The sequence below is a fragment of the Pedobacter sp. GQ55 genome, from assembly GCF_059758925.1.
Genome location: NZ_JCAXEI010000001.1, coordinates 525065 through 547886, shown reverse-complemented (window position 1 = coordinate 547886; position 22822 = coordinate 525065). Strand labels below are relative to the sequence as shown.

The following is a 22822-nucleotide window of genomic DNA, read 5'->3' as shown; positions in this document are numbered from 1 at the left end:
TGCTAATACTGATCAATGACAACCAACTCCACATAAACAGCAAGGTATAGAAAATTACATTTAGTGCGCAGGGAAACTTATTTAATGCTTGGTTTCCTTCAGCTTCAGATGTCCGTACAGAAAACCTAAGATTTCATTTCCATCTACCCTTAGTGCCAAAGCTATCAGGTAAATTTCATCACCTCTAAGTTTAGTCGTTGGATTAATACTAAGCTCGCTTAACCTGGATTCACTAAGACCAGTGTTACGCGATAACTCAGCTCTATTAACGAATTTTTTAGCCAAGTACAGACCAAGTTTTGTTAAGTCAGATTTACGTTTAGATTTCACCATTATCAATGAAATTAAAACTCATTCTTCATTTTTGTAAATCTAACACGATTTAGCAATACTTTCTGTATTTTTATATAGATTTTCTATATTTTATTTATATATTTGAATTAAGGAAATGAGAAATAGGTTATTTACTAAAACATTATTCATGAAATAAGTTAAATTTGCGATCACTAAATATCCAATGATATTGTGGTGTTCACCCAAGAGCCTCGTTCGAGTTATGTAGGAGTTTCAAGAACGCGAGGGATAAGTGAGCACCCGGTCTTATATAGCCTTTGCTATTAGGCCGGGGCAGCTTATTGATTGCGTTCAGATTAGCGTTTGCTAATCCCCGTCCTACACGGGAACTCGAGCAATTTCAATGAGAACTACTGTCCCGGGCCTTATGGCATTCAACTCCCAAAAACATCTCAAGAGGCTCATATCATGTTCAACTAACGAAGAATAAATATGAGAAGCAGAACTGTTAACCAAGGAATTTCAAACAACAACTTTAAACTCATTATCAGGGCGCCACAATAGTATGTCAATATTTTTTTTGCAAGGCGGGCGGGTTATGCAGGGAGGCATGGCTTTGCCTGCGTTGCGCCGTAATTCTTTATTGACTAACTATTTTCTTAAAAACTGATAATGAAAAAAACGATACTTACCATCGTAATGGCCATGCTATGTCTAAACCTGGCCGTCACACAGAACGCCATCCTCAAAGCTAGAGTCACCGATGAGCAAGGCAAAGCCCTACCCGATGTCACTATTGCCATAAAAGGATCCAACAATAAAACCAAAACAAATGACCAGGGAATCTTTGTCCTCAGGAACTTTCAGAACGGACAAATCCTGATAATATCCCACTTGGGCTACCAAACCAGAGAACTCCTTTACAACCAAGTCACAGACATCATCATCCTGGAATCAAATCAACAAACCTTGGAGGAGATTAACATTGTCAGCACAGGATATCAAACAATCAATAGGGAAAAAACTACAGGAAGCTTTGTTCAAATAGATAATAAATTATTGAACAGAAGTGTATCTACCAGTGTGTTAGATAGAATTAAGGATTTGGTGCCAGGGATCTATTTTCAAAATCGCGATCCGCAAAATACTACAATCACCAGATTTCCCAATAGTAAAAACCTGGGAATCACAATCAGAGGGGAAAGCACGCTTAATGCTTCGAAGCAACCACTAATTATACTTGACAATTTTCCATATGAGGGTGAGATTGGCAACATTAATCCAAATGATGTGGAGAGTGTAACTGTGCTAAAGGATGCCTCCGCAGCATCAATCTGGGGTGCCAGATCAGGCAATGGTGTCATTGTAATTACAACCAAAAAAGGAAGGGCGAATCAAAAGATGAAAGTTGATTTTAGCAGTAACCTTACCCTTATTAACAGACCTAACCTAAAATATTCGTCCAATTTTCTGGATTCCAGGAGCTACATAGAAGTTGAACAGTTTCTATTTGATAAAGGATTTTTCAATAGCCAGTTGAACAATACGAGCACGTTTCCAACAGTTTCACCAGCTGTTGAATTGATGGCAAAATATAAAGCTTCGACTAATGAACAGGAAAAATTGGAACTAAAAACACAGCTGAGCGAACTCAAGAACATCGATGTTAGAGATGACTATGCAGGACACGTTTATCAAACGGCAATAAACCAACAATATTCTTTAGGAATAAGAGGCGGCACGAACAATATGTCCTATACTTTATCTGCTGGTTACGATAATAATAAGAACAATCTTATCCGCAATGGTTTCACCAGGTCATCTATAAATTCGCTTTATGCTTATAAACCGATAAAAAATTTAGAATTAACGGCAGGACTAAACTACAGTCAAAATTCAACCCTGTTAAACAATGAATTTTCCTTTGGGAGTAACATTGCTATTGGAAAGCCGTATGAAAAAATTTATCCCTACGCAAGACTCATTGATGAGAATGGAAGTGCCTTAAGCTTACCCAAGGGTCTGAGAAACTCATATTTGGACCTAGCGGAAACAAGAGGTTTTTTAGATTGGCACTTTCGCCCTTTGGATGAGATCAGGCTGGCCGATAACACGGTAAAAGTTTCAGATCTGGTGTTCCAATTTAGTTCAAAATACCAAATCATTCCACAATTGAGTGTTCAGGTAAATTATCAAAACGAAATGCAAATTATCAATGGCCGAAATAACAGGAGTATCGACACTTACTATTCTAGGGATTTGATTAATAAATTTAGTACTTATGACATTCATACGGACGCAATCACCTACAATCTGCCAAAGGGAGGGATGCTCGACCTTGCCCATACAGACTGGAATCAGATTAACTTAAGAGGACAATTAAATTATGATCAGACCTTTAATAAGCATACGATTAGTGCATTGGCAGGGACCGAAATAAGAGAGCTTAAAACAGAAGGACATAATCGTACCTCTTATGGTTATAATGACCGGTTTGGTACCGCTACCGGTACCCTGAATTTCAACACGTCCTACCCTATCAATCCTTCAGGGTCAGCACGAATACCGGCTCCTGATGGTTCAGCGTATGGTTATGTCAACCGTTACATTTCTTATTATGCTATTGGAAGCTACAGTTTTGACGATCGATACGTCTTTAATATCAGTGGACGCAGAGACGGCGCTAATTTATTCGGCGCATTGGCAAATGACAAAATCAAACCTTTGTGGTCGGCCGGACTTAGCTGGAATATAAGCAAAGAGCATTTCTTTGCTGTTAAATGGATTAACCTGTTGCGTTTAAGATCGACTTACGGTTTCCAGGGCAATACCTATGACAACGGAACGGCATACCTGACCGGTATATATGATGTTAATTACGATACAGGTACTCCGGTAATATACGTAGCAACGGCGCCGAATCCAAGACTGCAATGGGAGAAGGTAAGAAACATTAATTTGGCATTGGATTTTGGAATTACAGGAAATAAAGTAAATGGTACTGTTGAAGTCTTTAAGAAAAATGGCGAGGATCTTATCCAGCCCACTGAGCTTGCACCACAAACCGGCTTCAGAACTTACCAGGCGAACACAGCAGGAACCGAAACGAAAGGGATAGATATTGCCCTGCAAAGTCAAAACCTATCAGGTCCGGTAAAGTGGGTTACTAATTTAATGTTTAGTGCCATAAAAGACAAAGTCACCAACTATGATGCGGTCCGGGGCTCAATAACCAGTATCACTGTTGGCAAACCCCTGCAATCAATTTTCAGTTACAAATGGGCCGGCCTGAACCCCCAAAATGGCAATCCTATGGGGTATTTAAATGGTCAAAAGAGTGAAAATTATACTGCGATAAGAAATAATATTGATCCTGACAGCCTTGTATTTCATGGCTCAGCTGTACCCACTGTATATGGGGCGATACGCAATGATGTATCCTATAATGGATTCACACTTTCGGTGAACATTAGTTACAGATTTGGTTATGTATTCAGAAGGACAACTACGAGTATCAACTATCCAGGCATTTTATTAAGGGATCAGCATCCTGATTACTCTTTCAGATGGCAGAGGCCAGGGGATGAAAAGAAAACCAATGTCCCCTCGTTAGTATATCCTGCTAATGGCAATAGAAATTCTTTTTATCAAAATACAGAAATATTGGTAGAATCCGGCAATCATATTCGCTTACAAGATATCAGACTGAATTATGAGTTTAATGCCTCGTTTCTTGGAAAGATAAAATTGGCAAAACTTAACGTTTTTTCCTATGCCAATAACTTAGGTATCCTATGGAGGAAAAACAAGTATGGGATAGACCCATCTACTGTTGGAACCAATAACCCCCATCCAAGTCCGTTCTCGATATCATTCGGTATAAACGCAAACTTTTAACAAATGAAAAGATCTAACAAAACCAGAATATTTATACTCACCATTGCTTTTTCGCTGTCTCTTTTTATCGCAGGATGCAAGAAGCAAAACGAGTGGCTTGACGTGAAAAATAATAAAAGCAGTGTAGTCCCCGAAACACCAGCTGATTTTCAGGCAATCCTAGATAATTCAAATCCATTTAATGATTCATATTCAACTCTGGGTCAATTCCAGTCAGATGACTTTTATCTTCCAGATATTAATTACCTGGCAGTTAGTGAAACGGAGCAGAACCTCTATATCTGGAATAAAGAAATTTGGGGAAATAGTGGGGGATCATCCGCCTGGAGTAATTTATTCAAGATCATAGCGCTTTCAAATGTCGTATTGGATGGGCTGCAGAAAACAAAGCCAAGTGGAAAAGAGGTCGATAATATTAAAGCTCAGGCGCTGTTTCACAGAGCCTCGGCCTATTATGTTTTAGCACAGTTATTCTGTAAGGAATACACTGGAACGGCCGATTCCGATCTGGGACTTCCCATCAGGGTCGATCCGGACGTTAACAATACGGTACAACGTTCAACACTGGCTATAACTTACGATCAGATATTAACAGATCTAAAACAAGCTTGCGATCTCTTTTATGGTCCCCAACCGTATATTCAGAGACCCGCTAAAGCAGCCGCATACGCATTGTTGGCAAAAACATATTTGCATATGTCCGATTATACAAATGCAGGTAAATATGCCACGCTTGCAATCGACTTAAAACCTCAATTATTAGATTACAACGACAGCACTCTAGTAAATCTCAGCAGTCAGTTTCGGTTTACAACCTTAGCTAAAGGAAATCCTGAGATCTTGTTTTATGCTGAAAGTTCTGAATTTTTCAATATCTCATCGGAGTCATCGGCATTGGGTATCGTTACACCGGAATTATATCAGTTGTATGAAACCAACGATTTACGAAAAACCTATTACTACACAAATGTAGAGACTGGCATAAAATATCGAGGCACTTATACCGGTAAATACACCAATTTCTGCGGATTATCCATCAATGAAGTATACTTAATCCGTTCCGAATGTTTTGCACGTGAAGGAAATTTAGACAACTCAATGAATGACCTTAATGCACTCTTGATAAAACGATACAAAACAGGCGAATTTAACCCTAGGGTAGCAGCAAGTGCCGAACAAGCATTGGAGGTCATTTTAACAGAACGCCGTAAAGAACTGGCATTTACAGCCAACAGTAGATGGGAAGATCTGAGAAGACTAAATAAGGAGCCGCATTTTCAGCAAACCTTGTCCCGCCTGATAAACAATACTTCATACACGCTCGTCCCTAACGATAAACGATATGTACTGCCGATCCCCCTGGCTGAAATACAATTAGTTGGTTTAAAACAAAATGAAAGATGATCGCAAATAGAAAATTTAACCTGCCGATATATCTGACCTGTATGGTGTCAGTCCTTATAACTATTTGCTTTTCTTTTACTGCTCCCACAGCCCTAAAAGAAACACAGAATAAAGGAAATATCAAGTTGAAGATTTACTTTATAGAGGCAAAAGCCGACGATACGCTTAGCGTTAAAATTGATGACATGTTTCACATTATTAACGACAATGCGCGAAGGATTTATTCTTCTACCAGAGATCCTGACGGATATTTTAGGTTTACAATTCCGGTAGACCGTGAGTATGGCTATTTTACACTATCCAAATCTAGATTAACAACCGAGGGTATTGAAAGTAACCTTGTTCCAATGATAAAGCCACAGTTCTGGGAAAAATCAGACAGCATTAATTTAAGAATCAGTTATAAAGATACCCCATTGGGTCGGAATGGAATTTGTGAATTTAGAGGATTTGGATCTGAAAAGTACACAGCTGCTTTTAAAATTAAGAGCCTGCTAATTTCCCCCGATGCAACAAGCCGCTATGAAGATAGTATACATAGGAAATGGGATGGGAATATTTTAAAGCATCAGACATTCGACTTATTAAGTCATCATACCTTGAAAAGGTTAGAAATACTGAATACTTACAGAAACAAGATCAGTGTTTTTAGTTACAATGTGTTGAAGGCAGATATTATTTATGCGGGCACTTCTATTTTAGGTAGAACCCAGAAATGGGCCGCTAAGGGCGGAATGAACAGTTTGGATGATCTTGAACAAAAACAGTTCATTACAAGGTTCAATACCTCCTTCGACTATCCCTATCATTATGCTATAGATCCAATAGCTATGGCTTACTCCTTAAATTATTTGGTTCATCTCAATAGGAAGTTTCAAACGGCCTCACTATTGAATACAGGAAAGTATTCACTGGAGTGGATCTACAAAGAATTGAAAAACTACCAGGTTAGTAGCCAGGTGAGGGAAATTATGGTTATGATGTTTTTAACCAGAATAACTTACAATTCAGAAAATCCGGCAGCAATTTATAATGATGCAATACATCTCATTAAAAACCCAGAATATTTGGAGATTCTAACCCCATTATTAAAAAATGTGCCTGGTGTAAAGTTCTCCGAGTTCACCTTAGAGGACTCATATGGTGAAAACAGGTCATTATCTGAGTTTCTTGGTAAAGTGGTGCTTATTGATCTTTGGTATACGGGTTGCGGTGGCTGTACTCGCTTTTATACTGATGTACTTTCGAAAGTTGAACATTCATTAAAGGCTAATCCCAATGTCGAATTTTTATCGATATCAATAGATCGGAATAAAGAGATTTGGCTCAAAACTATTGCCGGAGGCAAATATACATCTAGAGAATCTGTTAATCTTTATACCGGTGGGCTGATGGACAAACATCCATTAATTACCACAAATAATATCTTGAGCTATCCTTCAGTAATTCTTTTAGATAAGGACGGAAAGATTAGATTTTTCAATTCTGAGAATCTTCGGAATGAACAATCGTTGTTGAAAGTCATTAACGAGTTGTTATAAAATGTAGGAAGGGAAGGTGTGACACCTTCCCTTTTCAGATTTAAATTAAAATGCTGTTCGGCGAGACAGGATGGTAATTTTAGTCGGATCATTAACATCCGCGGCAGGAATCGTTCCATCACTTGGGAGTTGATAGCTACCAACTGTTCGTATTGCACAGGGTTCAACTTGTGCTGGAGGACAGTTAGCAGTCCCTGTCGAGTATTCGTACACTGTACCGTCACCGTTAACATCTGACAGATATGCATCTGCCCTCAAAGTGGTCGCGTTGGTGAATGCACTGGCGCTTAGCGCAACCACTGCTACTGCTAAGCCATAAAATACTGATTTCATAATCATATTAATTAAGGTTTGATTTTTTACCATATTTCTTTAAGCAGGGTATGGTTTTACCTGCCTTGCGCGCACAAATTCTTTATTTCTTATACGTTCTTAACCCTATTAGTGACAGGAAGAGAAAAAACGAATTAAACCAGATATGCTGCTGCCAGGAAAGTTTGGAAATGATCCCTCCACAACTGCAAGGCAAGGCCTGGTTAAACACGAATAGGTATATGATGTATGAAAGAAAACTAAGCATTAAGAAAAAAGATGCAAACAGCCCAAATCTTCTCAAAAACGGGAGGATCAACAAAGCCGAAGTGACCAGTTCAACCAAAGGAATAAAATAGGCAACAAATTTACGATAGCCGCCAATTAAAGGATATTTCGACAGCACATCTTTAAATGTCTCTATCGTCATTAACTTGCTCGCCGCAGTATAGACAAACAACAACACCAACAAGTAACTAATGAGCTCAACTAAAGTTGATCTTTGTTTCTCTTTAAGAAAACTAAAACGCGAGATACGTATAACCTTTTGCATAACGGGAGGATTGATTACCCCTAAGCTAACAAGGTAAAAAACGAAAAGACCCGACCAAGATCTTTAAAAAAACCGGCGTACCTCTTTAAAAATTCAGACGTGGGTCTGAATTTTGAAGCAAAAGCGATCATTTGACCTATTTCCGACTGGAATACTTTTTTCTAAGTTTCCCTAAAGTATCGGAAGCCATACCCATAAATTCCGCCACATATTTTAGTTTCGTACGTATCATTAGCGCTTCCAGGAAATCTGGATGGCCCAGATACCGGTCTTCTGTGGACCAGTTCTCCACCCTATCCATATGCTGTAACCTCCTCTTTTCAGAAACAGCCCTGATTTTTTCGGTAATTAAATCTGCTTCTGGGAACCGCTCCTTCAGGATTTTCCAGTCGCCATAGCTGATCCAGACCATATCACTATTGGCTAGCACTTCAATGGCTCTTTGTGATGGTTCCTGGCTAAAGAAACCCGGTGTAGTATATAAAAAACTCTCCTTGAACCAAAACCAGCTTGTTCTTTCCTTGAATGTCCGTTCATCTACCTTAATTTCCCTGGTTAATCCTGACAGGATAAACCAGGCCTTTTGTTGAATCTGTCCAAAACTTAAAATTCTTGCACCTTTCTCATAGGCCGCCTCAAACACTACCTGTTTTAGTGCAGCTTTAAATCTAAGGCTAAGGGGCTGGTAACCTTCCATGACCCTGATCAACTCATGAAACGATCCATCAGAAATAGACTGCATCATACCTAAGCAATTAACAATTCTGATTTCCTAACCCACCACACCCCAGTACTTTTTGAAGCTCCATTCTTTTATTGACACCGGTTTTTGAGAAAATATGTTGTACGTGAGCGTCAACCGTCTTACTAGAAATAAACAGCTGGTCGCCGATCCCCTTATAAGTGTTACCTAGACAAAGCATGACCGCGATCTCCGTTTCCCGGCTACTTAGACCAACGTCCATGCAGTTTTTTATTAAATGCGTCTGATGGCGCGCCTCTATTGCATCCTTCTCCATTAAACGTAACTTTTCCAATCGCTCAAAACGACCGGAACGGTGTAGAAACAATATCCCATTAACCACAAATCCCATATTGGTAAAGATGACCTCTACCCACTGAGCCACCGCTACATAGGCAAACAAACACATGAAAATCCAGGGTGAAACAGCCCAATAAATCATGTGCATTTCCAGTCCTTTATATGGTTTCAAATCCACTGAATGATCGCTATGGCTTACGCGGACAGCCTTGACCATAGAGAGCAACAACACTGGAGAGTAAACACAAGGGATGATTAATCCATAGTTAACCGCAAACTTCAAATCGCCCAGAACCTGATAAGTCAACACAAAAAACACCACGTAAGGCAATAACAAAAATAGGGGAGCACCATAACACGCATGAAATTTCAACACGGTCAGGTCAAATGACTTGTAAAAATAGAATGGAAAATAGGCTGCCATCAAAAAACCGGAACCATAGGCCAGCATGTTCTGTACGGTGACGGAAAGGAAACGAATTTCAGGATCAGGGAAAAGACCGCCTGTGATATTATAACACATCAATAGCAAGAGTAGCACCAGATAACCCATGCAGCGCTTATCACTAGGCCACATGAGATAGCGGTATAGCTGCACACTGAACATCATCAGTTCAAGCAGAATAAATAAGAGCGTAATCAGATGCATTTCAGAATTAAAGACTAACATAGGGAGATGTTTAGGCGATGATTGGAATGACTCAGTTTAATTTTAAGGACTATGCCGTAAAAAATATAAGCGATACCCGATGTCCAGCTCATGAAAAATCTGGAAGCCGCTTTTTTCATACCAGGGAATATTTTTCAAGGTGGACGTTTCCAGGTAAAAAGGTTTTTGCATGGAATTGGCATCGGCAATTAGTTGTTTCAAAAGACCAGTACCCAAGCCTTTCCCCTGGTGCTCTGGATCAATGGCAATGAACCAGAGGTAATAAATACGTTTATGTGGATGCTGCGCATTGATCAGCCCCTCTCTTTTGAGTATTTTAACAAGGCGTCCGAAGCCAGTGACCCCCAGAATCAGTTTCAAATCCAGAACCATCGAACGGAGCGAAAGCTTCTTCTGATCCGGAAACAGAACCAATGCACAGCCATGACCATCTTCAGTGCTTATTATTTTACCATAATGTTCACATGTGGTATATGCATATTCCATTAGTCTTGCCATACGAATCTTCTTTTTCTGATCCTGCTGTACAATATAATTTACACTAAGATTGTCTTCAAAAGCCGCCTGAAGTAAATCGATAAAATGCGCCTTATTGTTTGATGGTTCCATTGTACAGTTCTAGTTAAAATCAGACACCCACTAGGGAAGTCCATCTGTAGTTACCTGCTGTTAGCTATTTTTTTTCAGTTAAAAATACATTTTTCGAATTTAGCTGCAAGAATTTATAATTAAGTTCAGAAAACCGCTCGTTCGCGCCTACTTTTTTACACATGTTGACGATTCACCGTGGCAAAATACGGTTTGAGTTACACGAGGCTTTTATGGTGATACAGGCTTTCCTGATTTACTTTTTTTAATCCCGGTCAATGCCTTAAAACATGTAACTGCTCAATGCTTTGGTGTAAAAAGTGCTGAGAGTCGAAATCGGCGCTTTAGCTTCCCATCGTGAAAAGAGCTAAATCCAACTTACTTGCAATTTATCCAAAGGCATTATTAAGAACGCCTCAATTTCCTTTGGACGCGGAATTGCGGGTTAGCTGGCAGAGGCTTAAAATATCTATTTCTTATGCGGCTCCTGGTTTCTATAATCTAATTAAGGAGATGAATTATGAGGACTTGCTAGCCGCCTCAGATGCTATTGGCTATACCGTGTGGAAGTATTTCAATAGGGCAAAATACCGTGCCACCCCCTTTGGCAGCTTTGCAGGTATTGGTCTGCTGAATATTTGTTCTTCAAACGACAAGGACATTATTTTGGAATCTGAGCAGCAATTATACGTTTTCCAGGATTGGCCCGAAACTGTTGAGGCTGATCCTTTAACAAAGGATATAAAAAGCCTTAAGTTCTTCACAAATCACAGTTGCTATATTTTCCAGAATACCATTCGTTATTTGAGTCATTTTGACGATAAACACCAGCTTTCTGAGGTGGAATCCGACCCAGTCATTCTCAAACTCTTAAAGCGCTGCAGTACATTAGTTTCATATGATGTCATTGTAGATATCCTGATGGACTCGATTTGCGCGGAGTCAATTCAAGGGCGGATCAGAGATCTGGTAGCTATACAACTCTTATTTACCAGCGACCGGCCCCAGGTTATCGGTACCAGTCAATTCAAAAAGATGAATCTTGTCGCTACCACTCCTCATCGTTCGTATATTATTGCAGAACGGAAGGTTTCCGCTGGGACTGTGCACCCTTCCAAGTTCAGCCATCTCCCTGAATTGGTACAGATGCTAAATGGAATACTTAAACCCGCAACCTCTCCGCAACTTACAGAATTCATATCCCGCTTCAGGCAAAAATTCGGAGAACAGTGGATACCGTTCATGCGTGCACTGGATCCTGAAATTGGCCTTGGTTATGGCAATCTGGAGCAATTTGACATTGAAGATTCCCCTTTTCCCTCTTTGAAAACACGTCCCCTACCTGGGGACTTTTCGAAATTAAAAACCCGTTTACTGAATTTCCTGAGTGCCAGCCAGCTGCAGGGGATCTCAGTGATCAGCTTAGAGGACCTGGATCTGGAACCTCATAGCAAACCCGCGACCCTTCCAAATTCTTTGACTGTGGTAGCCCAGCTGTCAGGAGAACTGATGCATGTTCAATCTATCGGTGGTAGTACCACAAATGCCGTTTTGGGCAGGTTTTCTTTATGTGGGGATGCTTATCTGAACCATTGCCGAGAGATTAAGGATCTGGAACAGCATGCCAATCCAGACGTGCTGTTTTTTGACATTGGTTATCTTGCTGAAAAAGGCGCAGCGAACATCAACAGACGGGCGTCAATTTATGACCTGGAATTGAATTTATTGAATAATGGCACCTCAACTGATCAACTCACTCTCGATGATTTATTACTTGGTGTCCAGGGAAATGAATTGATTTTGTATTCACGCAAATTAGCAAAACGCCTGGTACCAAGAATGGCCAGTGCCTATAATTACAACCGCTCTGATCTGGCAGTTTTCAGGTTATTGTGTGACCTGCAACATCAGGGAATACAGACCGATCTCAATTTAAATTTGAGAGATCTTTATCCTGATCTGTCATACTATCCCAGGCTAATGTTCAAAAGCATCATCATCTCTCCTGCAGCCTGGAAAATTGATATCAAGGGAGTAACCGATATCACTTTGATCTTGAAAAATCTCAAAAAACTTGGTGTTCCACGCTTATTTACAGCCGGAGAAACAGACCAAACACTATGTTTTGATCAATGTAGAGAAGAGGACATGCAAGCTTTTGCCCAATACCTGTACAAGCACAAAGTTTTTTATGTCCAGGAAGCCTGGAATGACGGTTTTGCCAGGGATAGCTCGGGACACTCCTACCAAAATCAACTGGTGTTATCCCTGACCCATAACAATAAAATTTACCATCGCAATGATCTCGATTTCCCTGTAGGGGATCTATTAAAAACTCAGACCTGCTTTCTACCGGGAAGTAAATGGCTTTACTTCCAGATCTTTTGTCACCCTTTTCGTACAGAAGCGTTGCTGCTGAATTCCATCGGGCCCTTTCTGGCCGAATTTCGCCCGGTCATTAAAAAATGGTTCTTTATCCGTTATGATGAAAATGGACCCCATATTCGTTTGCGTGTATGCCTGAAAGACCCGGGGTTAGCCATGCAGCTAACCGCCGAACTTTCAGCTTTGCTGGGCGTCTATCTGGAATCCGGAATGGTGTCAGAATTTTTGATCAGCACTTACAAACCGGAAGTAGCGCGTTATGGTTCTGATCTTATTGAACAGGTAGAAGTTCATTTCTGCCGGGATAGTGAACTGATAATTGGCCTGCTTTCCACACCGTTAAATACTTTCGAAAAATACAGGCTTTGTGAAAGCATTTTTCAAAAAATCGAATGCTCGGGCATTTTTGGATTAAAAGAATTTGAACATCTGACACAGGCTATATGTGATTCCTTTGCTTTGGAGTTCAGTGTTAGGCCACCAGATTTCAAACTGCTAAATGAGACTTACCAAAAATTCCTAAAAGTCAATCCGCCTTCATTAACAGAGGTTCAAAAAGAGGCCTTTGATCTTTATTGTTCCTCTCTGTTGGAACTATTGAAATCATGTAATGTTGAAAGAAGAGGAAAGTTATTTTCAGATTTAATACACATGCATGTGAACAGATTGTTTCTGAATGCGCAGCGAAGGCACGAATTATCTATTTATTACTTTATGTCAAAAACGCTGAAAAGCACCCAGTTTATGGTTCTGCAATAAATGCAACATCCTTACTCATGATTTCTAATAAGAAAGCGAGAATGATCTGACGACCATCCCCGCTTAAATTAACGCTCTCGCCGATCATCGTACAAAATACATACCTCCCTACCCTTTTGAATTCATTTAGTGTGAGTAGTCTCATCGATGTTACAGTGGTACATTTTTTTTTGCGCCATTATTCATAAATTGCAGATAATCAATCCTATAATTATGAAAAATATTCTAAATTGCGTAATTGTTGACGACGATCATGATGCAGTCGAGATACTGAGGGACTATATTTCAGAATTTCCCGCACTGAATTTAAAACAGGTGTATATGAGTCCTGTCCTCGCCCTAACAGATGTAGGCATGTCCGATCCTGTAGACTTACTTTTCCTGGACATAGACATGCCCGGTATTTCCGGGATCAAACTAGCCGAGCGCTTGAAAGACCGCGTGGGACATATTGTCTTTACCACAGCTCACCGTGAGTATGCACCAACATCTTATGCGCTGCTGGTGAAATATTACCTACTGAAGCCTTTTGATTTTGTCCGGTTTGCATCAGTCATTTCAGACCTGATCTACACCAACTACGGGAAGCCCGATGGGCCCGAAGTTTCAGACGATGACACCTACTTACGTACCGGAGAAAGAGGCAAATTAACCAAAGTACTTAAAAGTGAAATTCTTTATATTCAGGCAGCAAGTAATTATGTATTCCTGCTTCTGCATGACAGGCAGTATACCATTTACATGACCCTGACCGAAATGGCGGAGATACTGGAGAAAGACAACCGCTTTTTCCGTGTCCATAAGTCCTATATTGTGAATAAGGATCATGTTAAGCTGATAACAGGCAACACCATTGATCTGGGCAAATACCAGGTACCGATGAGCAGCCAATATAAAAACGACTTCACCTCATACCTGGAGAAAAAGACGCTAACGTCAAAGCGTCTTTAAGTCCATTGTTAATTAATTTTCGAGACGTTGCTGATTAGTCAATCTTGTACCACCCGAAATGATGGTTATTGTTGCTAATGTGGGATCTCCGCCAGGCCAATCGGTCGGCTGATCCTGTCTGAAAACGAATGCCGTTTTCCGGACAATTTTAATATTTCTGATCTTTTTCATGATGGAAGTTAGTTCAAATGGAAAGGCCCATGAAACTTTTTACACGAACCTAAAAATGACTTACATGAAAGACATGGATACTTTGATCGATCGCTTGCGTGCCTGGATAAAAAAATACAGATTTCACCTTTGGGCCTGGGGTATTTTCATTGCCTATGAATCATCAGTGGCATTCAAAGCAACAGGCGTCGCAGGGCATGTTTTCAGTTACCTGCTGCACTATGCCATAAACATCAGCTTGTTTTATTTTCACGCACACCTGGCCTTCCCTATGGCATTCAAGAAAACAGCTGCTTATCGTTTCTGGCTGATCCCTTTGCTGATTGTATTTGAGATTGCTTTATATCTAATCGTTGGTTTCGCAGGGGATTGGCTCCTGGCGAAATTCACAGGTGTGCTGCCATTGGCTGAAATTCATTTCAGTGAACGCTTCATTTGGGGTAGTGTATGGCGGGGTTTATACTTCATTGGTTTTTCTTCGGGATATTACTTTCTGGATAAGTATTTTAAGGAGCAGAAAACTACGATATTGCTGCAACAGCAAGCCCTTGAGCAGATGATTCGTGAAAAACAAACAGCCCTTGAACTTGTTGAAGCCAGGAATGCTTTTTTACGGGCGCAGATCAACCCGCATTTGTTATTCAACACACTCAATTTCCTCTACAATCAGGTACGCAAGAACAATGTTACCGCGGCAAATGCAATTCTTCTGCTGTCCGAAATTATGAGCTATGCCATCGACCAGGATGAGTATTCGGGACAAAGACCGTTAGCGGGAGAAATTAAACAAGCAAAAAATCTCATTGCACTTTGGCTGCTTAAGCAGCGTGAACCAACTTATATTGAATTTATAGCAGAGGACGGTGTTGAAGAGATTGCTTTTATTCCACTGGTACTGGTAACGCTAATCGAAAACATGCTAAAACATGGTGATTTAACTAAAGCGGAACATCCCGGGAAGATACACGTTTCCTTGCAAGACGGTCTGTTTCGCATCACTACAGATAACCTAGCAGCTCCAAGATCAACTCATGCCGGATTTCATTCTGGCTTAGAGAATATCCGCCAGCGACTGGCTTATAAATATGATAAGATGATTACTTTAGACTATGGCTTAACAAGTATTGATCATTTCTTTGTACTTATCCAGCTTCATCTACCACCAATATAAATGATAATTTATATTATTATATATATTATAGTTACCTGCCCATTCATCAACATTGGTAATAACCAATCTCTTAATTCTGCGAGTTCTTGATTTTGATCTTCAAGTAGGTTTTACTTAGCAAAAAAAGGCTATTACCTTCCTATATACTTCCAAAATATCATGTTTTGGCAAACAAATGGGTATTTGATTTTTAAAATTGATACCGAAATTTCCTTAGAAGCTAGGCGTACTGTATTGTTTTCTACAGAAGATTTAACAATCAGTTAAAGATTTAATTGAGTTTGTAAAACAGAATTTGATTTAAATAAAGGAATTGCAATACAAAAGTACCCCAAGTTAACAAATTAATGCAAAATGTAATACAAGAATTCACCTACACACTCTCCGAACTTAAAAATAGCAAAAGCGCTTAATGCCGTTGCCGCTACTGTTAGTCCTAGCTTATGTCTTTTAATTAATAGAGTTAGGTTGTCCATAGTTTTTTTGTTGTTCTATTCAAATTTAAAAAAAACCATTTTATTTTCAAAGTGCTTTCCTGAAGATTTAATTCATTTCAATATCCTTTCAAAATGTTTGATTTGTCGAAATTGCTTTCAATACGCTCTGCAGCCTCTATTTCAGCTTCTTCTTATCGCGACGGAAACCGTATGCTCTGATGCGTATTTGCCTGGCAGTGCAGATTAATATTGAGCTGAAATCTAGTTTTATTCCATTCCCGGTGTTCTATTGCTGCCCTAAGGTTTTTTGTAAGGCTTCACCCAATAAATGGGATGGCGCTTACCGTTTAGCGTATTTTATAGGCTTGAATACCAGCAGATACAGGGATACAGCTTTTCTTATGTATCCTCAACACTTCTCCAACCTGCCCACCTTTGTTTCATCAGCCCACTGCAAGTCCAGTGTTCTTGCAGCGAGACTGAAAAATAGAAACTAAAAATTACAGACATGTTAAACTCCATTACCTGGACACAGTACCTTAGCGGACTCATTATCCTGACACTTATTTACTATACCTGGATAGCCATCCGGTTCTATCCGCAAGCGCTCAGGGCGCTGCTCAGCGGCAAAAAAAACATCCCTTTCCAATCAGCTGAGCCTGCCCCTGCTGAGCAGCAACTGCCGGCTAGTCAAATCCTCCCTGATCAACCAATTACCCCAATTCAAAACGGTGAGGAAACTTTTGACAGGATCGAGAGCCTGATTACCGGGCTCAAATCACAGATCCACCGGAAGGGAGCAGGAGCCATGGAAACTAGCATTTTAGAAAAACTCAGAACAGTGATCCATGCCTACCCTGACCTGAAAGGCTCGCCATTTTGTCCATCCATCAATGAGATGATCATCAGTGAATGCCAATTAGCAAAAATTCCCCCGCCTGATGAAACCGAACTCCAGCAGCTATGGTAGAGCTGAGCTGGAATTCCCCTTGCCCGCTCAGGCCATTGGCGGGCATAGGGGAATAAAGTCTGACCGCCATCCCTGCCAAACACAATAGCAAAAAGACAGGAAAAGAAGGCAGCGTGATGGCCGCCATTTCTGCACCCGGTACAGTTAAGTACCGGGCGACAGAAATCCATTCCATGAACAAGAAAAAAACAATATGAAAGCAATACCCAAACCACACAAATCCCTGAACTTAAAGAAATACGGGGCGCTGCTGCTGCTAAATTTAATCCACCTGTACAGCAGCGCCCAGGATGGCAATGCCGGCATTCAAAAGGCAAACGCCGAAGTCAGAAGTTATTTCCAATCCGGGGTCCAGCTGATGTATGCGGTAGGTGCCCTGCTTGGTCTCATCGGCGCCGTTAAAGTTTATCAGAAATGGAGCAACGGCGACCAGGACACCTCTAAAATTGCCGCCGCCTGGTTTGGCAGCTGCATCTTCCTGGTCGTTGTCGCTACCATCATCAAATCTTTCTTCGGCGTTTAATTCCATTTCCATGAAACAACAGTTAAAAAAGCAACTCGAGAACTATCTGGTGCAGCACAATCCTGACCTGATCATCAGTCTGCAACATCGGGCCCTGGATCAATACCTGGAAGAAAAGTTAGCAAAGCATCTTCCCCGATTCGACGCCTTTATCGTCAACGGAAAAGCGCCTGAGTTGATTGCCAGGGTTCTGATGAAGGTGCTTACTGCCGATTTGCGGCCTTCTAAATATCATTACCTGCGCAATCTTTTAAAAGAAGATTTTACAGGGGATTACCTGCAGCTTCGGGAGAATGGCACCCTGACTCAGGAAATTGTCCAGCTGATCACAGTATGCACACCCATTTTCAGTTCCATGCATTTCAGTGAGGCAACACTTAACGACACGCTGATTCGCTGTGTGGTTTGCCGGCAGATCAAAAAATACCTGAACACGACCAAAGCTTAACATCAAAGTCATGAACAACAGCATTTACACCATCAACAAGGGCATCAATAAAAGCATTGAGTTTAAAGGGCTCAAGGCGCAATACATCTGGTATTTTGCAGGAGGCATGCTGGTCCTGATGATCCTTTTTGCCCTCCTGTACCTGATCGGGCTCAATACCTATTTCTGTATGGCCTTTATCCTAATTACAGGAGCCTTCCTTATGGTAAAAGTTTACCAATGGAGCAATACCTATGGCGAGCACGGCATGATGAAGGCCATCGCCAGGCGAAAAATGCCCAAACTGATCAAAAACTATAGCCGGATTACCTTTCAACACTTAACCATTACCGCTCATGAAAGCCAGTATTAGCATTATCCTGGACGGCTCACTGTTCTATGTTGACAGTGAAAAACAGCAATTTGTCCAGGCGGCCTACCCAGAAAACAGAATTCCTTTTTCCCAGCTCAAAGAAGAAGGTGGCTATTATTCGATGATCTATGCGATCGTAGAAAAAGTAGCCAAATCCCATTTGCAACTCATGCGGGAGCTCAGCCCCCAGCTCCGGCGCATCATCATTCCCAAAGAGGTATTGCAAAAAGAATTCGGCAAAGACAGCAGCCTGCCGGCACTTTTCAATCAAACCAGTTACCGCCACAACTGGGGTATACTGATGATTGATGAGGCCATCGACCGGAGGCTCAAAGGTGAACTACCCAAAATCACATTGATGGAAAAACCCTACATCATTGATGTCCGCATGCGGGAATTGCGTTCAGCAGCCCAGCCCGCAGTGCGCATCGGGATTAAGGAACTGGAGCTGAGCTCCGATGGGGAGAAACTCCGCCTGTTCTTTGACACTACTCAGGGACAACAGATCAGCAAAGAATCGGTTTTAATGCCCTTTAGGGAAGGAATCGTCCTGCTGGAAATGCCCAACGAGATCCTGCTCGATCCCGTGGGAGCAGCAAGACTTTACCGGCTGGAAGACACCGAGTTGCTATCACGCTTCCCCATGAAAATGAGCCACCAGGCTGTAGCCATTCCCCTGACCAAACTTGCACATCAGGAAATGGTCGAACTACAAAAAAAGAAGACCATCCCCCCTCAAGCACCCAAATTAAGATCCTACATCCAACCACGCAGGAAAGGAAAAAGCATATGAACACCAAGACACCAAACCTTTTCGACATGCTGCCCATTATGGGTATAGAAAATGACTGTATTCTCTCCAGCCAAGGAGACCTTACCCTGGTCTTTCAGGCGGAGCTTCCGGAGATATTCAGTCTTTCAGATGCAGAATATGAGGCTTTCCACCAGAGCTGGGTCAAGGCCATTAAAGTATTGCCCAAATATAGTCTGATGCACAAGCAAGACTGGTTCCTGCAACACGCCCATCAGGGGCAGGAGAATCTTCCCGGATTTTTGGCTGAAAGCAGTGCCAGACATTTTCAGGGCAGGCCATTCCTCCAGCATGAATGCTACCTCATGCTCTGCAAAAAACCCGATGGCAGGAAAACCAGCAGCTCCTTGTTCAGCAACCTGCTTAAAAAAACCATTGTGCCCAGGGAGTTTTTGAGACCAGCAGCATTTAACGCGTTCCTGGACCAGGTCAGTCAGTTCAAGCGTATCCTGGAAGACAGCGGGCTGATTAAACTCAAAAGGCTCAAAGCTGCTGAGCTGGAAAGCTACCGGCACAAATCAGGCTTAATTGAACGGTACTGCAGCCTGTCTGAACGTCCTGGCGAGTTTCTCTACAAGGACATCTCGTTTGATGACGGCGTACAAATTGGTGACCAGTTTGCACTGCTGTATACTTTGGGTGATGCAGCTGACCTGCCCCATCTCTGCGGACCAAGAATCACTTATGATAAATTCTCTACCGACAAAACCAAGTTCCCTATCGGTTTCGCCGGGTCGCTGGGGCTGCTGTTGTCCTGCAACCACATTTATAATCAGTACCTGTTTATTGACGATCCCCAGGCAAGCTTAAAAAAGATTGAAAGGAAACGACTGCGCTTGCAGTCCCTGTCGGGTTACTCCCGGGAAAACACCATTGCCAGGGATGCCAGTAATGAATTCTTAAATGAGGCCATCGCTCAGCAGCGCCTGCCGGTAAAAGCCCATTTCAATGTACTGGTCTGGACCGACCGCAAATCTGAGCTCCCTGAGCTGAAAAACAAAGTCTGCTCTGCGCTCACTCAGATGGATGCTGCAGCCAAACCTGAGCTGGTTGGTGCCGGACAGATCTGGTGGGCAGGCATCCCCGGAAATGCTGCAGATTTCCCCATGAACGATACTTTTGACACTTTTGCGGAGCAGGCCTGTTGTTTTTTAAATTTGGAAAGCAATTACCGAAGTGTAAAAGCCAGTCAGGGCATTCGTTTCAGCGACCGGTTAAGCGGAAAACCCGTCTATGTAGACCTGTTTGATGAGCCAAGGGCTTCGGGTATCGCCTCCAATATGGGCATGCTGGTCTGCGGAAGCTCTGGAGGCGGCAAAAGCATGACCATCAACCATATCCTCAGCACTTTGTACCAGCAGGGAGCACATTGCGTTACGGTAGACATCGGCGGCAGTTATAAAGGATTATGTGAATTGGTCGGAGGTTATTATTTCACCTACACTGAAGATGACCCCATCCGATTCAATCCTTTTTACCTGCCGGAAGGAAACGGACTGGATACCGAGAAAAAAGAAAGTTTAAAGGCACTGCTCATCTCATTATGGAAACAGGAACACGACCCTTTCAACCGCAGCGAATACGTGGCCTTGTCGAATGCCTTGCAGGGATATTATGATGAATTGAAAAAAGACCAGAAAATATTCCCATGCTTTAACACCTTTTACGACTTCCTTCGGGACCAATATGCCGCTTTGCTCCAGCAACACAAGGTAAAAGATAAAGATTTTGACCTGGACAACTTTCTGTATGTCTTGCGTCCCTACTATCAGGGGGGTGAATTTGATTACCTGCTCAATGCCAGGGAAAACCTGGACCTGCTGCAACAGACCTTTATTGTTATTGAACTGGACAACATTAAAGATCATCCCATCCTGTTCCCCGTAGTCACCTTGATTGTCATGGAGTTGTTTATTTCAAAAATGCGCAAGCTACCGGGTGTACGCAAGGTACTCACCATAGATGAAGCCTGGAAAGCCATCGCTAAGTCCGGAATGGCCGAATTCCTGAAGTATGCCTTTAAGACCATCCGCAAATTCAATGGGGTACCAATTGTCATTACCCAGGAATTGGATGATTTGATCAGTTCACCGATCATCAAAGATGCCATCATTAACAATGCCGACATCAAGATTCTGATGGACATGCGTAAGTTCCTCCACAAGTTTGACAAGCTCCAAAATGCCCTGGGTTTGTCAGATAAGGCCAAAACCATCCTGCTCTCTGTGAATAAGGACAACAGGGAGATTTTCATTGAGATTGGTGGACAAAGGGCCAAGGTCTACAAAAATGAGCTCTGTCCCGAAGAATATTATGCCTACACCACCGAAGGCAGGGAAAGGGTTCTGGTCAGCACTTCTGCGGAAAAACATGGCAGTATGGAAGCGGGAATAACAGCATTGCTCAAAGACAAAAACAACACTTAAATTATGAAAATATTCCTGATCACCATCCTGCTACTGGCGGGCTTACTGCAACCAAAACCTGTCCAGGCTCAGCTGGCCATCGCAGAAGTCATCAAAACTGGCGTTAAAAAAGTCATTAGAGCCATTGACCTGAAAGTCCAGCGCATGCAAAATCAAACCATCTGGTTACAAAATGCGCAGAAAACATTGGAAAATGCGATGAGCAAAGTCAAGCTGGGGGAGATTTCCGACTGGACCCAGCGGCAGCGGAACCTCTACCAGGACTACTTTGCAGAGCTGAGTAAAGTTAAACACATCATCAGCACTTACCACCAGGTCAAAGCGATAGGCTCTGGCCAGATCCGTCTGGTGCAGGCTTACCGCAAAGCCTGGCAACTGTTGAAAAAGGATGCACATTTTTCTACGGGCGAGCTGGAATATATGGCAAAAGTATATGCAGGAATCCTAGAGCAAAGCGTCCGGCAAATTGATCAGCTCCTATTGGTGGTGGATTCCTTTCAAACCCAGATGAGTGACGCGGCCAGGCTGGAACTCATCAGGCAGGCCTCAGACCAGGCCGATCAGGCCTATTTCGACCTGCTGAGCTTCAACCAGCAAAACATCAGCCTCTCCCTTAACCGGGCGGTGGACCAGAATGACCTGCGTCAGATACAGCGCTTATACGGACTGAAATGATCATCGAAGCACATCAACGGATCAAAAGACATGTCGCAGACCTGGAAAATCTGCTGGCTCAGAAAGGCTACCTGGGACCGTTCCTGGCAACCTTTCAACAAGACGGCAAAATGCTTTCGGACAGCCTGAAATACCTGATGCTGACGCATGAAGTGCTCGGTAAAAAACTACCTAAGCTTTCCTTAGTCAGCCAGGATATCGGACTGAAAGCAGGATACCGCGTTAGCTGCATTTTCAGTCTGGATTATACCAAGCAAAAGGGATTCCTGATTACCAGCATGGACATCATCTGCCTGAATCAAAATGGCCTGACACGGGACTACGATTATCAGCAGATCAACAGCCATTCAGAGTTACCCCAATGCAGCTGGGCCACTGCCCGGGTGGTCCCAGCTCATTTAAAAATAAAGCAAAAACACAGAAAAAGCCTAAACCGTTAAGC

22 protein-coding genes are annotated in these 22822 nt (G+C 42.0%); 14 read left to right on the top strand and 8 right to left on the bottom strand.

The features are described from left to right. Positions 1 to 81: 81 nt before the first annotated feature. Positions 82 to 333: a helix-turn-helix domain-containing protein gene (locus AC6CH7_RS02245; RefSeq protein WP_498261137.1), complete on the bottom strand. Its 252-nt coding sequence runs from the start codon at positions 331 to 333 to the stop codon at positions 82 to 84. Positions 334 to 966: 633 nt separating this feature from the next. Between AC6CH7_RS02245 and AC6CH7_RS02240 the strand changes: the two genes are divergently transcribed. Genes AC6CH7_RS02240 through AC6CH7_RS02230 form a run of 3 tightly spaced genes read left to right on the top strand, consistent with a single transcriptional unit; the run spans position 967 to position 7136 of the window. Further along, positions 967 to 4191 carry a SusC/RagA family TonB-linked outer membrane protein gene (locus AC6CH7_RS02240; RefSeq protein WP_498261136.1) on the top strand — a complete coding sequence of 1075 codons (3225 nt, stop codon included), beginning with the start codon at positions 967 to 969 and terminating at the stop codon, positions 4189 to 4191. 3 nt (positions 4192 to 4194) lie between these two features. Then, entirely contained in the window at positions 4195 to 5595 is a 1401-nt protein-coding gene (locus tag AC6CH7_RS02235; RefSeq protein WP_498261135.1) for a RagB/SusD family nutrient uptake outer membrane protein, read from the top strand. Beyond that, positions 5592 to 7136 carry a TlpA family protein disulfide reductase gene (locus AC6CH7_RS02230; protein WP_498261134.1) on the top strand — a complete coding sequence of 515 codons (1545 nt, stop codon included), beginning with the start codon at positions 5592 to 5594 and terminating at the stop codon, positions 7134 to 7136. The genes AC6CH7_RS02235 and AC6CH7_RS02230 overlap by 4 nt, the downstream gene beginning before the upstream one ends. Before the next feature lie 45 nt (positions 7137 to 7181). Here AC6CH7_RS02230 and AC6CH7_RS02225 read toward each other — a convergent pair whose 3' ends face one another. From AC6CH7_RS02225 to AC6CH7_RS02205, 5 genes are all read right to left on the bottom strand, one after another. Beyond that, positions 7182 to 7502 carry a hypothetical protein gene (locus AC6CH7_RS02225; RefSeq protein ID WP_498261133.1) on the bottom strand — a complete coding sequence of 107 codons (321 nt, stop codon included), beginning with the start codon at positions 7500 to 7502 and terminating at the stop codon, positions 7182 to 7184. A 49-nt stretch (positions 7503 to 7551) separates the two neighbouring features. Next, positions 7552 to 8001: a MauE/DoxX family redox-associated membrane protein gene (locus AC6CH7_RS02220; RefSeq protein WP_498261132.1), complete on the bottom strand. Its 450-nt coding sequence runs from the start codon at positions 7999 to 8001 to the stop codon at positions 7552 to 7554. A 136-nt stretch (positions 8002 to 8137) separates the two neighbouring features. Continuing rightward, on the bottom strand, positions 8138 to 8746 hold the full coding sequence (locus AC6CH7_RS02215) for a Crp/Fnr family transcriptional regulator (protein ID WP_498261131.1): 609 nt from the start codon (positions 8744 to 8746) through the stop codon (positions 8138 to 8140). Between the two features lie 10 nt (positions 8747 to 8756). Then, complete coding sequence (locus AC6CH7_RS02210) at positions 8757 to 9713, bottom strand: response regulator transcription factor (protein WP_498261130.1); 957 nt, start codon at positions 9711 to 9713, stop codon at positions 8757 to 8759. A 42-nt stretch (positions 9714 to 9755) separates the two neighbouring features. Continuing rightward, complete coding sequence (locus tag AC6CH7_RS02205; protein WP_498261129.1) at positions 9756 to 10322, bottom strand: GNAT family N-acetyltransferase; 567 nt, start codon at positions 10320 to 10322, stop codon at positions 9756 to 9758. A 336-nt stretch (positions 10323 to 10658) separates the two neighbouring features. Between AC6CH7_RS02205 and AC6CH7_RS02200 the strand changes: the two genes are divergently transcribed. Continuing rightward, positions 10659 to 13445 (top strand): lantibiotic dehydratase, encoded by a 2787-nt coding sequence (locus AC6CH7_RS02200; protein WP_498261128.1) that lies wholly within the window; start codon positions 10659 to 10661, stop codon positions 13443 to 13445. Here AC6CH7_RS02200 and AC6CH7_RS02195 read toward each other — a convergent pair. Continuing rightward, positions 13429 to 13590: a hypothetical protein gene (locus AC6CH7_RS02195; protein WP_498261127.1), complete on the bottom strand. Its 162-nt coding sequence runs from the start codon at positions 13588 to 13590 to the stop codon at positions 13429 to 13431. The two genes, AC6CH7_RS02200 and AC6CH7_RS02195, sit on opposite strands and share 17 nt — an antisense overlap. A gap of 68 nt (positions 13591 to 13658) precedes the next feature. Between AC6CH7_RS02195 and AC6CH7_RS02190 the strand changes: the two genes are divergently transcribed. Further along, entirely contained in the window at positions 13659 to 14396 is a 738-nt protein-coding gene (locus AC6CH7_RS02190; RefSeq protein WP_498261126.1) for a LytR/AlgR family response regulator transcription factor, read from the top strand. A 12-nt stretch (positions 14397 to 14408) separates the two neighbouring features. Here the strand turns inward: AC6CH7_RS02190 and AC6CH7_RS02185 are convergent, their stop codons facing one another. Beyond that, positions 14409 to 14567: a hypothetical protein gene (locus AC6CH7_RS02185; protein ID WP_498261125.1), complete on the bottom strand. Its 159-nt coding sequence runs from the start codon at positions 14565 to 14567 to the stop codon at positions 14409 to 14411. Positions 14568 to 14622: 55 nt separating this feature from the next. On the opposite strand from AC6CH7_RS02185, the gene AC6CH7_RS02180 reads away from it, so the two are divergent. From AC6CH7_RS02180 to AC6CH7_RS02140, 9 genes are all read left to right on the top strand, one after another. Further along, entirely contained in the window at positions 14623 to 15738 is a 1116-nt protein-coding gene (locus tag AC6CH7_RS02180; RefSeq protein ID WP_498261124.1) for a sensor histidine kinase, read from the top strand. 945 nt (positions 15739 to 16683) lie between these two features. Further along, positions 16684 to 17145, top strand: a complete 462-nt coding sequence (locus AC6CH7_RS02175; RefSeq protein ID WP_498261123.1) for a hypothetical protein — start codon at positions 16684 to 16686, stop codon at positions 17143 to 17145. 193 nt (positions 17146 to 17338) lie between these two features. Further along, positions 17339 to 17668, top strand: a complete 330-nt coding sequence (locus AC6CH7_RS02170) for a DUF4134 domain-containing protein (RefSeq protein ID WP_498261122.1) — start codon at positions 17339 to 17341, stop codon at positions 17666 to 17668. A 10-nt stretch (positions 17669 to 17678) separates the two neighbouring features. Then, positions 17679 to 18116 carry a hypothetical protein gene (locus tag AC6CH7_RS02165; protein WP_498261121.1) on the top strand — a complete coding sequence of 146 codons (438 nt, stop codon included), beginning with the start codon at positions 17679 to 17681 and terminating at the stop codon, positions 18114 to 18116. A 10-nt stretch (positions 18117 to 18126) separates the two neighbouring features. Then, the gene (locus AC6CH7_RS02160) at positions 18127 to 18468 is read left to right on the top strand and encodes a DUF4133 domain-containing protein (RefSeq protein ID WP_498261120.1); all 342 of its coding nucleotides are present in this window, start codon (positions 18127 to 18129) and stop codon (positions 18466 to 18468) included. Then, positions 18452 to 19261 carry a hypothetical protein gene (locus tag AC6CH7_RS02155; RefSeq protein ID WP_498261119.1) on the top strand — a complete coding sequence of 270 codons (810 nt, stop codon included), beginning with the start codon at positions 18452 to 18454 and terminating at the stop codon, positions 19259 to 19261. The genes AC6CH7_RS02160 and AC6CH7_RS02155 overlap by 17 nt, the downstream gene beginning before the upstream one ends. Then, positions 19258 to 21705 (top strand): TraG family conjugative transposon ATPase, encoded by a 2448-nt coding sequence (locus AC6CH7_RS02150; protein ID WP_498261118.1) that lies wholly within the window; start codon positions 19258 to 19260, stop codon positions 21703 to 21705. The genes AC6CH7_RS02155 and AC6CH7_RS02150 overlap by 4 nt, the downstream gene beginning before the upstream one ends. 3 nt (positions 21706 to 21708) lie before the next feature. Continuing rightward, positions 21709 to 22380 (top strand): conjugal transfer protein TraI, encoded by a 672-nt coding sequence (locus AC6CH7_RS02145; RefSeq protein WP_498261117.1) that lies wholly within the window; start codon positions 21709 to 21711, stop codon positions 22378 to 22380. Beyond that, entirely contained in the window at positions 22377 to 22820 is a 444-nt protein-coding gene (locus AC6CH7_RS02140; protein WP_498261116.1) for a hypothetical protein, read from the top strand. Before AC6CH7_RS02145 ends, AC6CH7_RS02140 begins: the two co-directional genes overlap by 4 nt. The last annotated feature ends 2 nt before the right edge of the window (positions 22821 to 22822 follow it).

Excerpts from the sequence above, each read along its gene's own strand:
- AC6CH7_RS02220 (WP_498261132.1), bottom strand. The coding sequence starts at position 8,001 with ATGCAAAAGGTTATACGTATCTCGCGTTTTAGTTTTCTTAAAGAGAAA.
- AC6CH7_RS02145 (WP_498261117.1), top strand. The coding sequence starts at position 21,709 with ATGAAAATATTCCTGATCACCATCCTGCTACTGGCGGGCTTACTGCAA.
- AC6CH7_RS02155 (WP_498261119.1), top strand. The coding sequence starts at position 18,452 with ATGAAAGCCAGTATTAGCATTATCCTGGACGGCTCACTGTTCTATGTT.
- AC6CH7_RS02170 (WP_498261122.1), top strand. The coding sequence starts at position 17,339 with ATGAAAGCAATACCCAAACCACACAAATCCCTGAACTTAAAGAAATAC.
- AC6CH7_RS02165 (WP_498261121.1), top strand. The coding sequence starts at position 17,679 with ATGAAACAACAGTTAAAAAAGCAACTCGAGAACTATCTGGTGCAGCAC.
- AC6CH7_RS02205 (WP_498261129.1), bottom strand. The coding sequence starts at position 10,322 with ATGGAACCATCAAACAATAAGGCGCATTTTATCGATTTACTTCAGGCG.
- AC6CH7_RS02215 (WP_498261131.1), bottom strand. The coding sequence starts at position 8,746 with ATGATGCAGTCTATTTCTGATGGATCGTTTCATGAGTTGATCAGGGTC.
- AC6CH7_RS02230 (WP_498261134.1), top strand. The coding sequence starts at position 5,592 with ATGATCGCAAATAGAAAATTTAACCTGCCGATATATCTGACCTGTATG.
- AC6CH7_RS02225 (WP_498261133.1), bottom strand. The coding sequence starts at position 7,502 with ATGGTAAAAAATCAAACCTTAATTAATATGATTATGAAATCAGTATTT.
- AC6CH7_RS02195 (WP_498261127.1), bottom strand. The coding sequence starts at position 13,590 with ATGAGACTACTCACACTAAATGAATTCAAAAGGGTAGGGAGGTATGTA.
- AC6CH7_RS02140 (WP_498261116.1), top strand. The coding sequence starts at position 22,377 with ATGATCATCGAAGCACATCAACGGATCAAAAGACATGTCGCAGACCTG.
- AC6CH7_RS02180 (WP_498261124.1), top strand. The coding sequence starts at position 14,623 with ATGACTTACATGAAAGACATGGATACTTTGATCGATCGCTTGCGTGCC.
- AC6CH7_RS02190 (WP_498261126.1), top strand. The coding sequence starts at position 13,659 with ATGAAAAATATTCTAAATTGCGTAATTGTTGACGACGATCATGATGCA.
- AC6CH7_RS02160 (WP_498261120.1), top strand. The coding sequence starts at position 18,127 with ATGAACAACAGCATTTACACCATCAACAAGGGCATCAATAAAAGCATT.
- AC6CH7_RS02185 (WP_498261125.1), bottom strand. The coding sequence starts at position 14,567 with ATGAAAAAGATCAGAAATATTAAAATTGTCCGGAAAACGGCATTCGTT.
- AC6CH7_RS02150 (WP_498261118.1), top strand. The coding sequence starts at position 19,258 with ATGAACACCAAGACACCAAACCTTTTCGACATGCTGCCCATTATGGGT.
- AC6CH7_RS02245 (WP_498261137.1), bottom strand. The coding sequence starts at position 333 with ATGGTGAAATCTAAACGTAAATCTGACTTAACAAAACTTGGTCTGTAC.
- AC6CH7_RS02240 (WP_498261136.1), top strand. The coding sequence starts at position 967 with ATGAAAAAAACGATACTTACCATCGTAATGGCCATGCTATGTCTAAAC.
- AC6CH7_RS02175 (WP_498261123.1), top strand. The coding sequence starts at position 16,684 with ATGTTAAACTCCATTACCTGGACACAGTACCTTAGCGGACTCATTATC.
- AC6CH7_RS02235 (WP_498261135.1), top strand. The coding sequence starts at position 4,195 with ATGAAAAGATCTAACAAAACCAGAATATTTATACTCACCATTGCTTTT.
- AC6CH7_RS02210 (WP_498261130.1), bottom strand. The coding sequence starts at position 9,713 with ATGTTAGTCTTTAATTCTGAAATGCATCTGATTACGCTCTTATTTATT.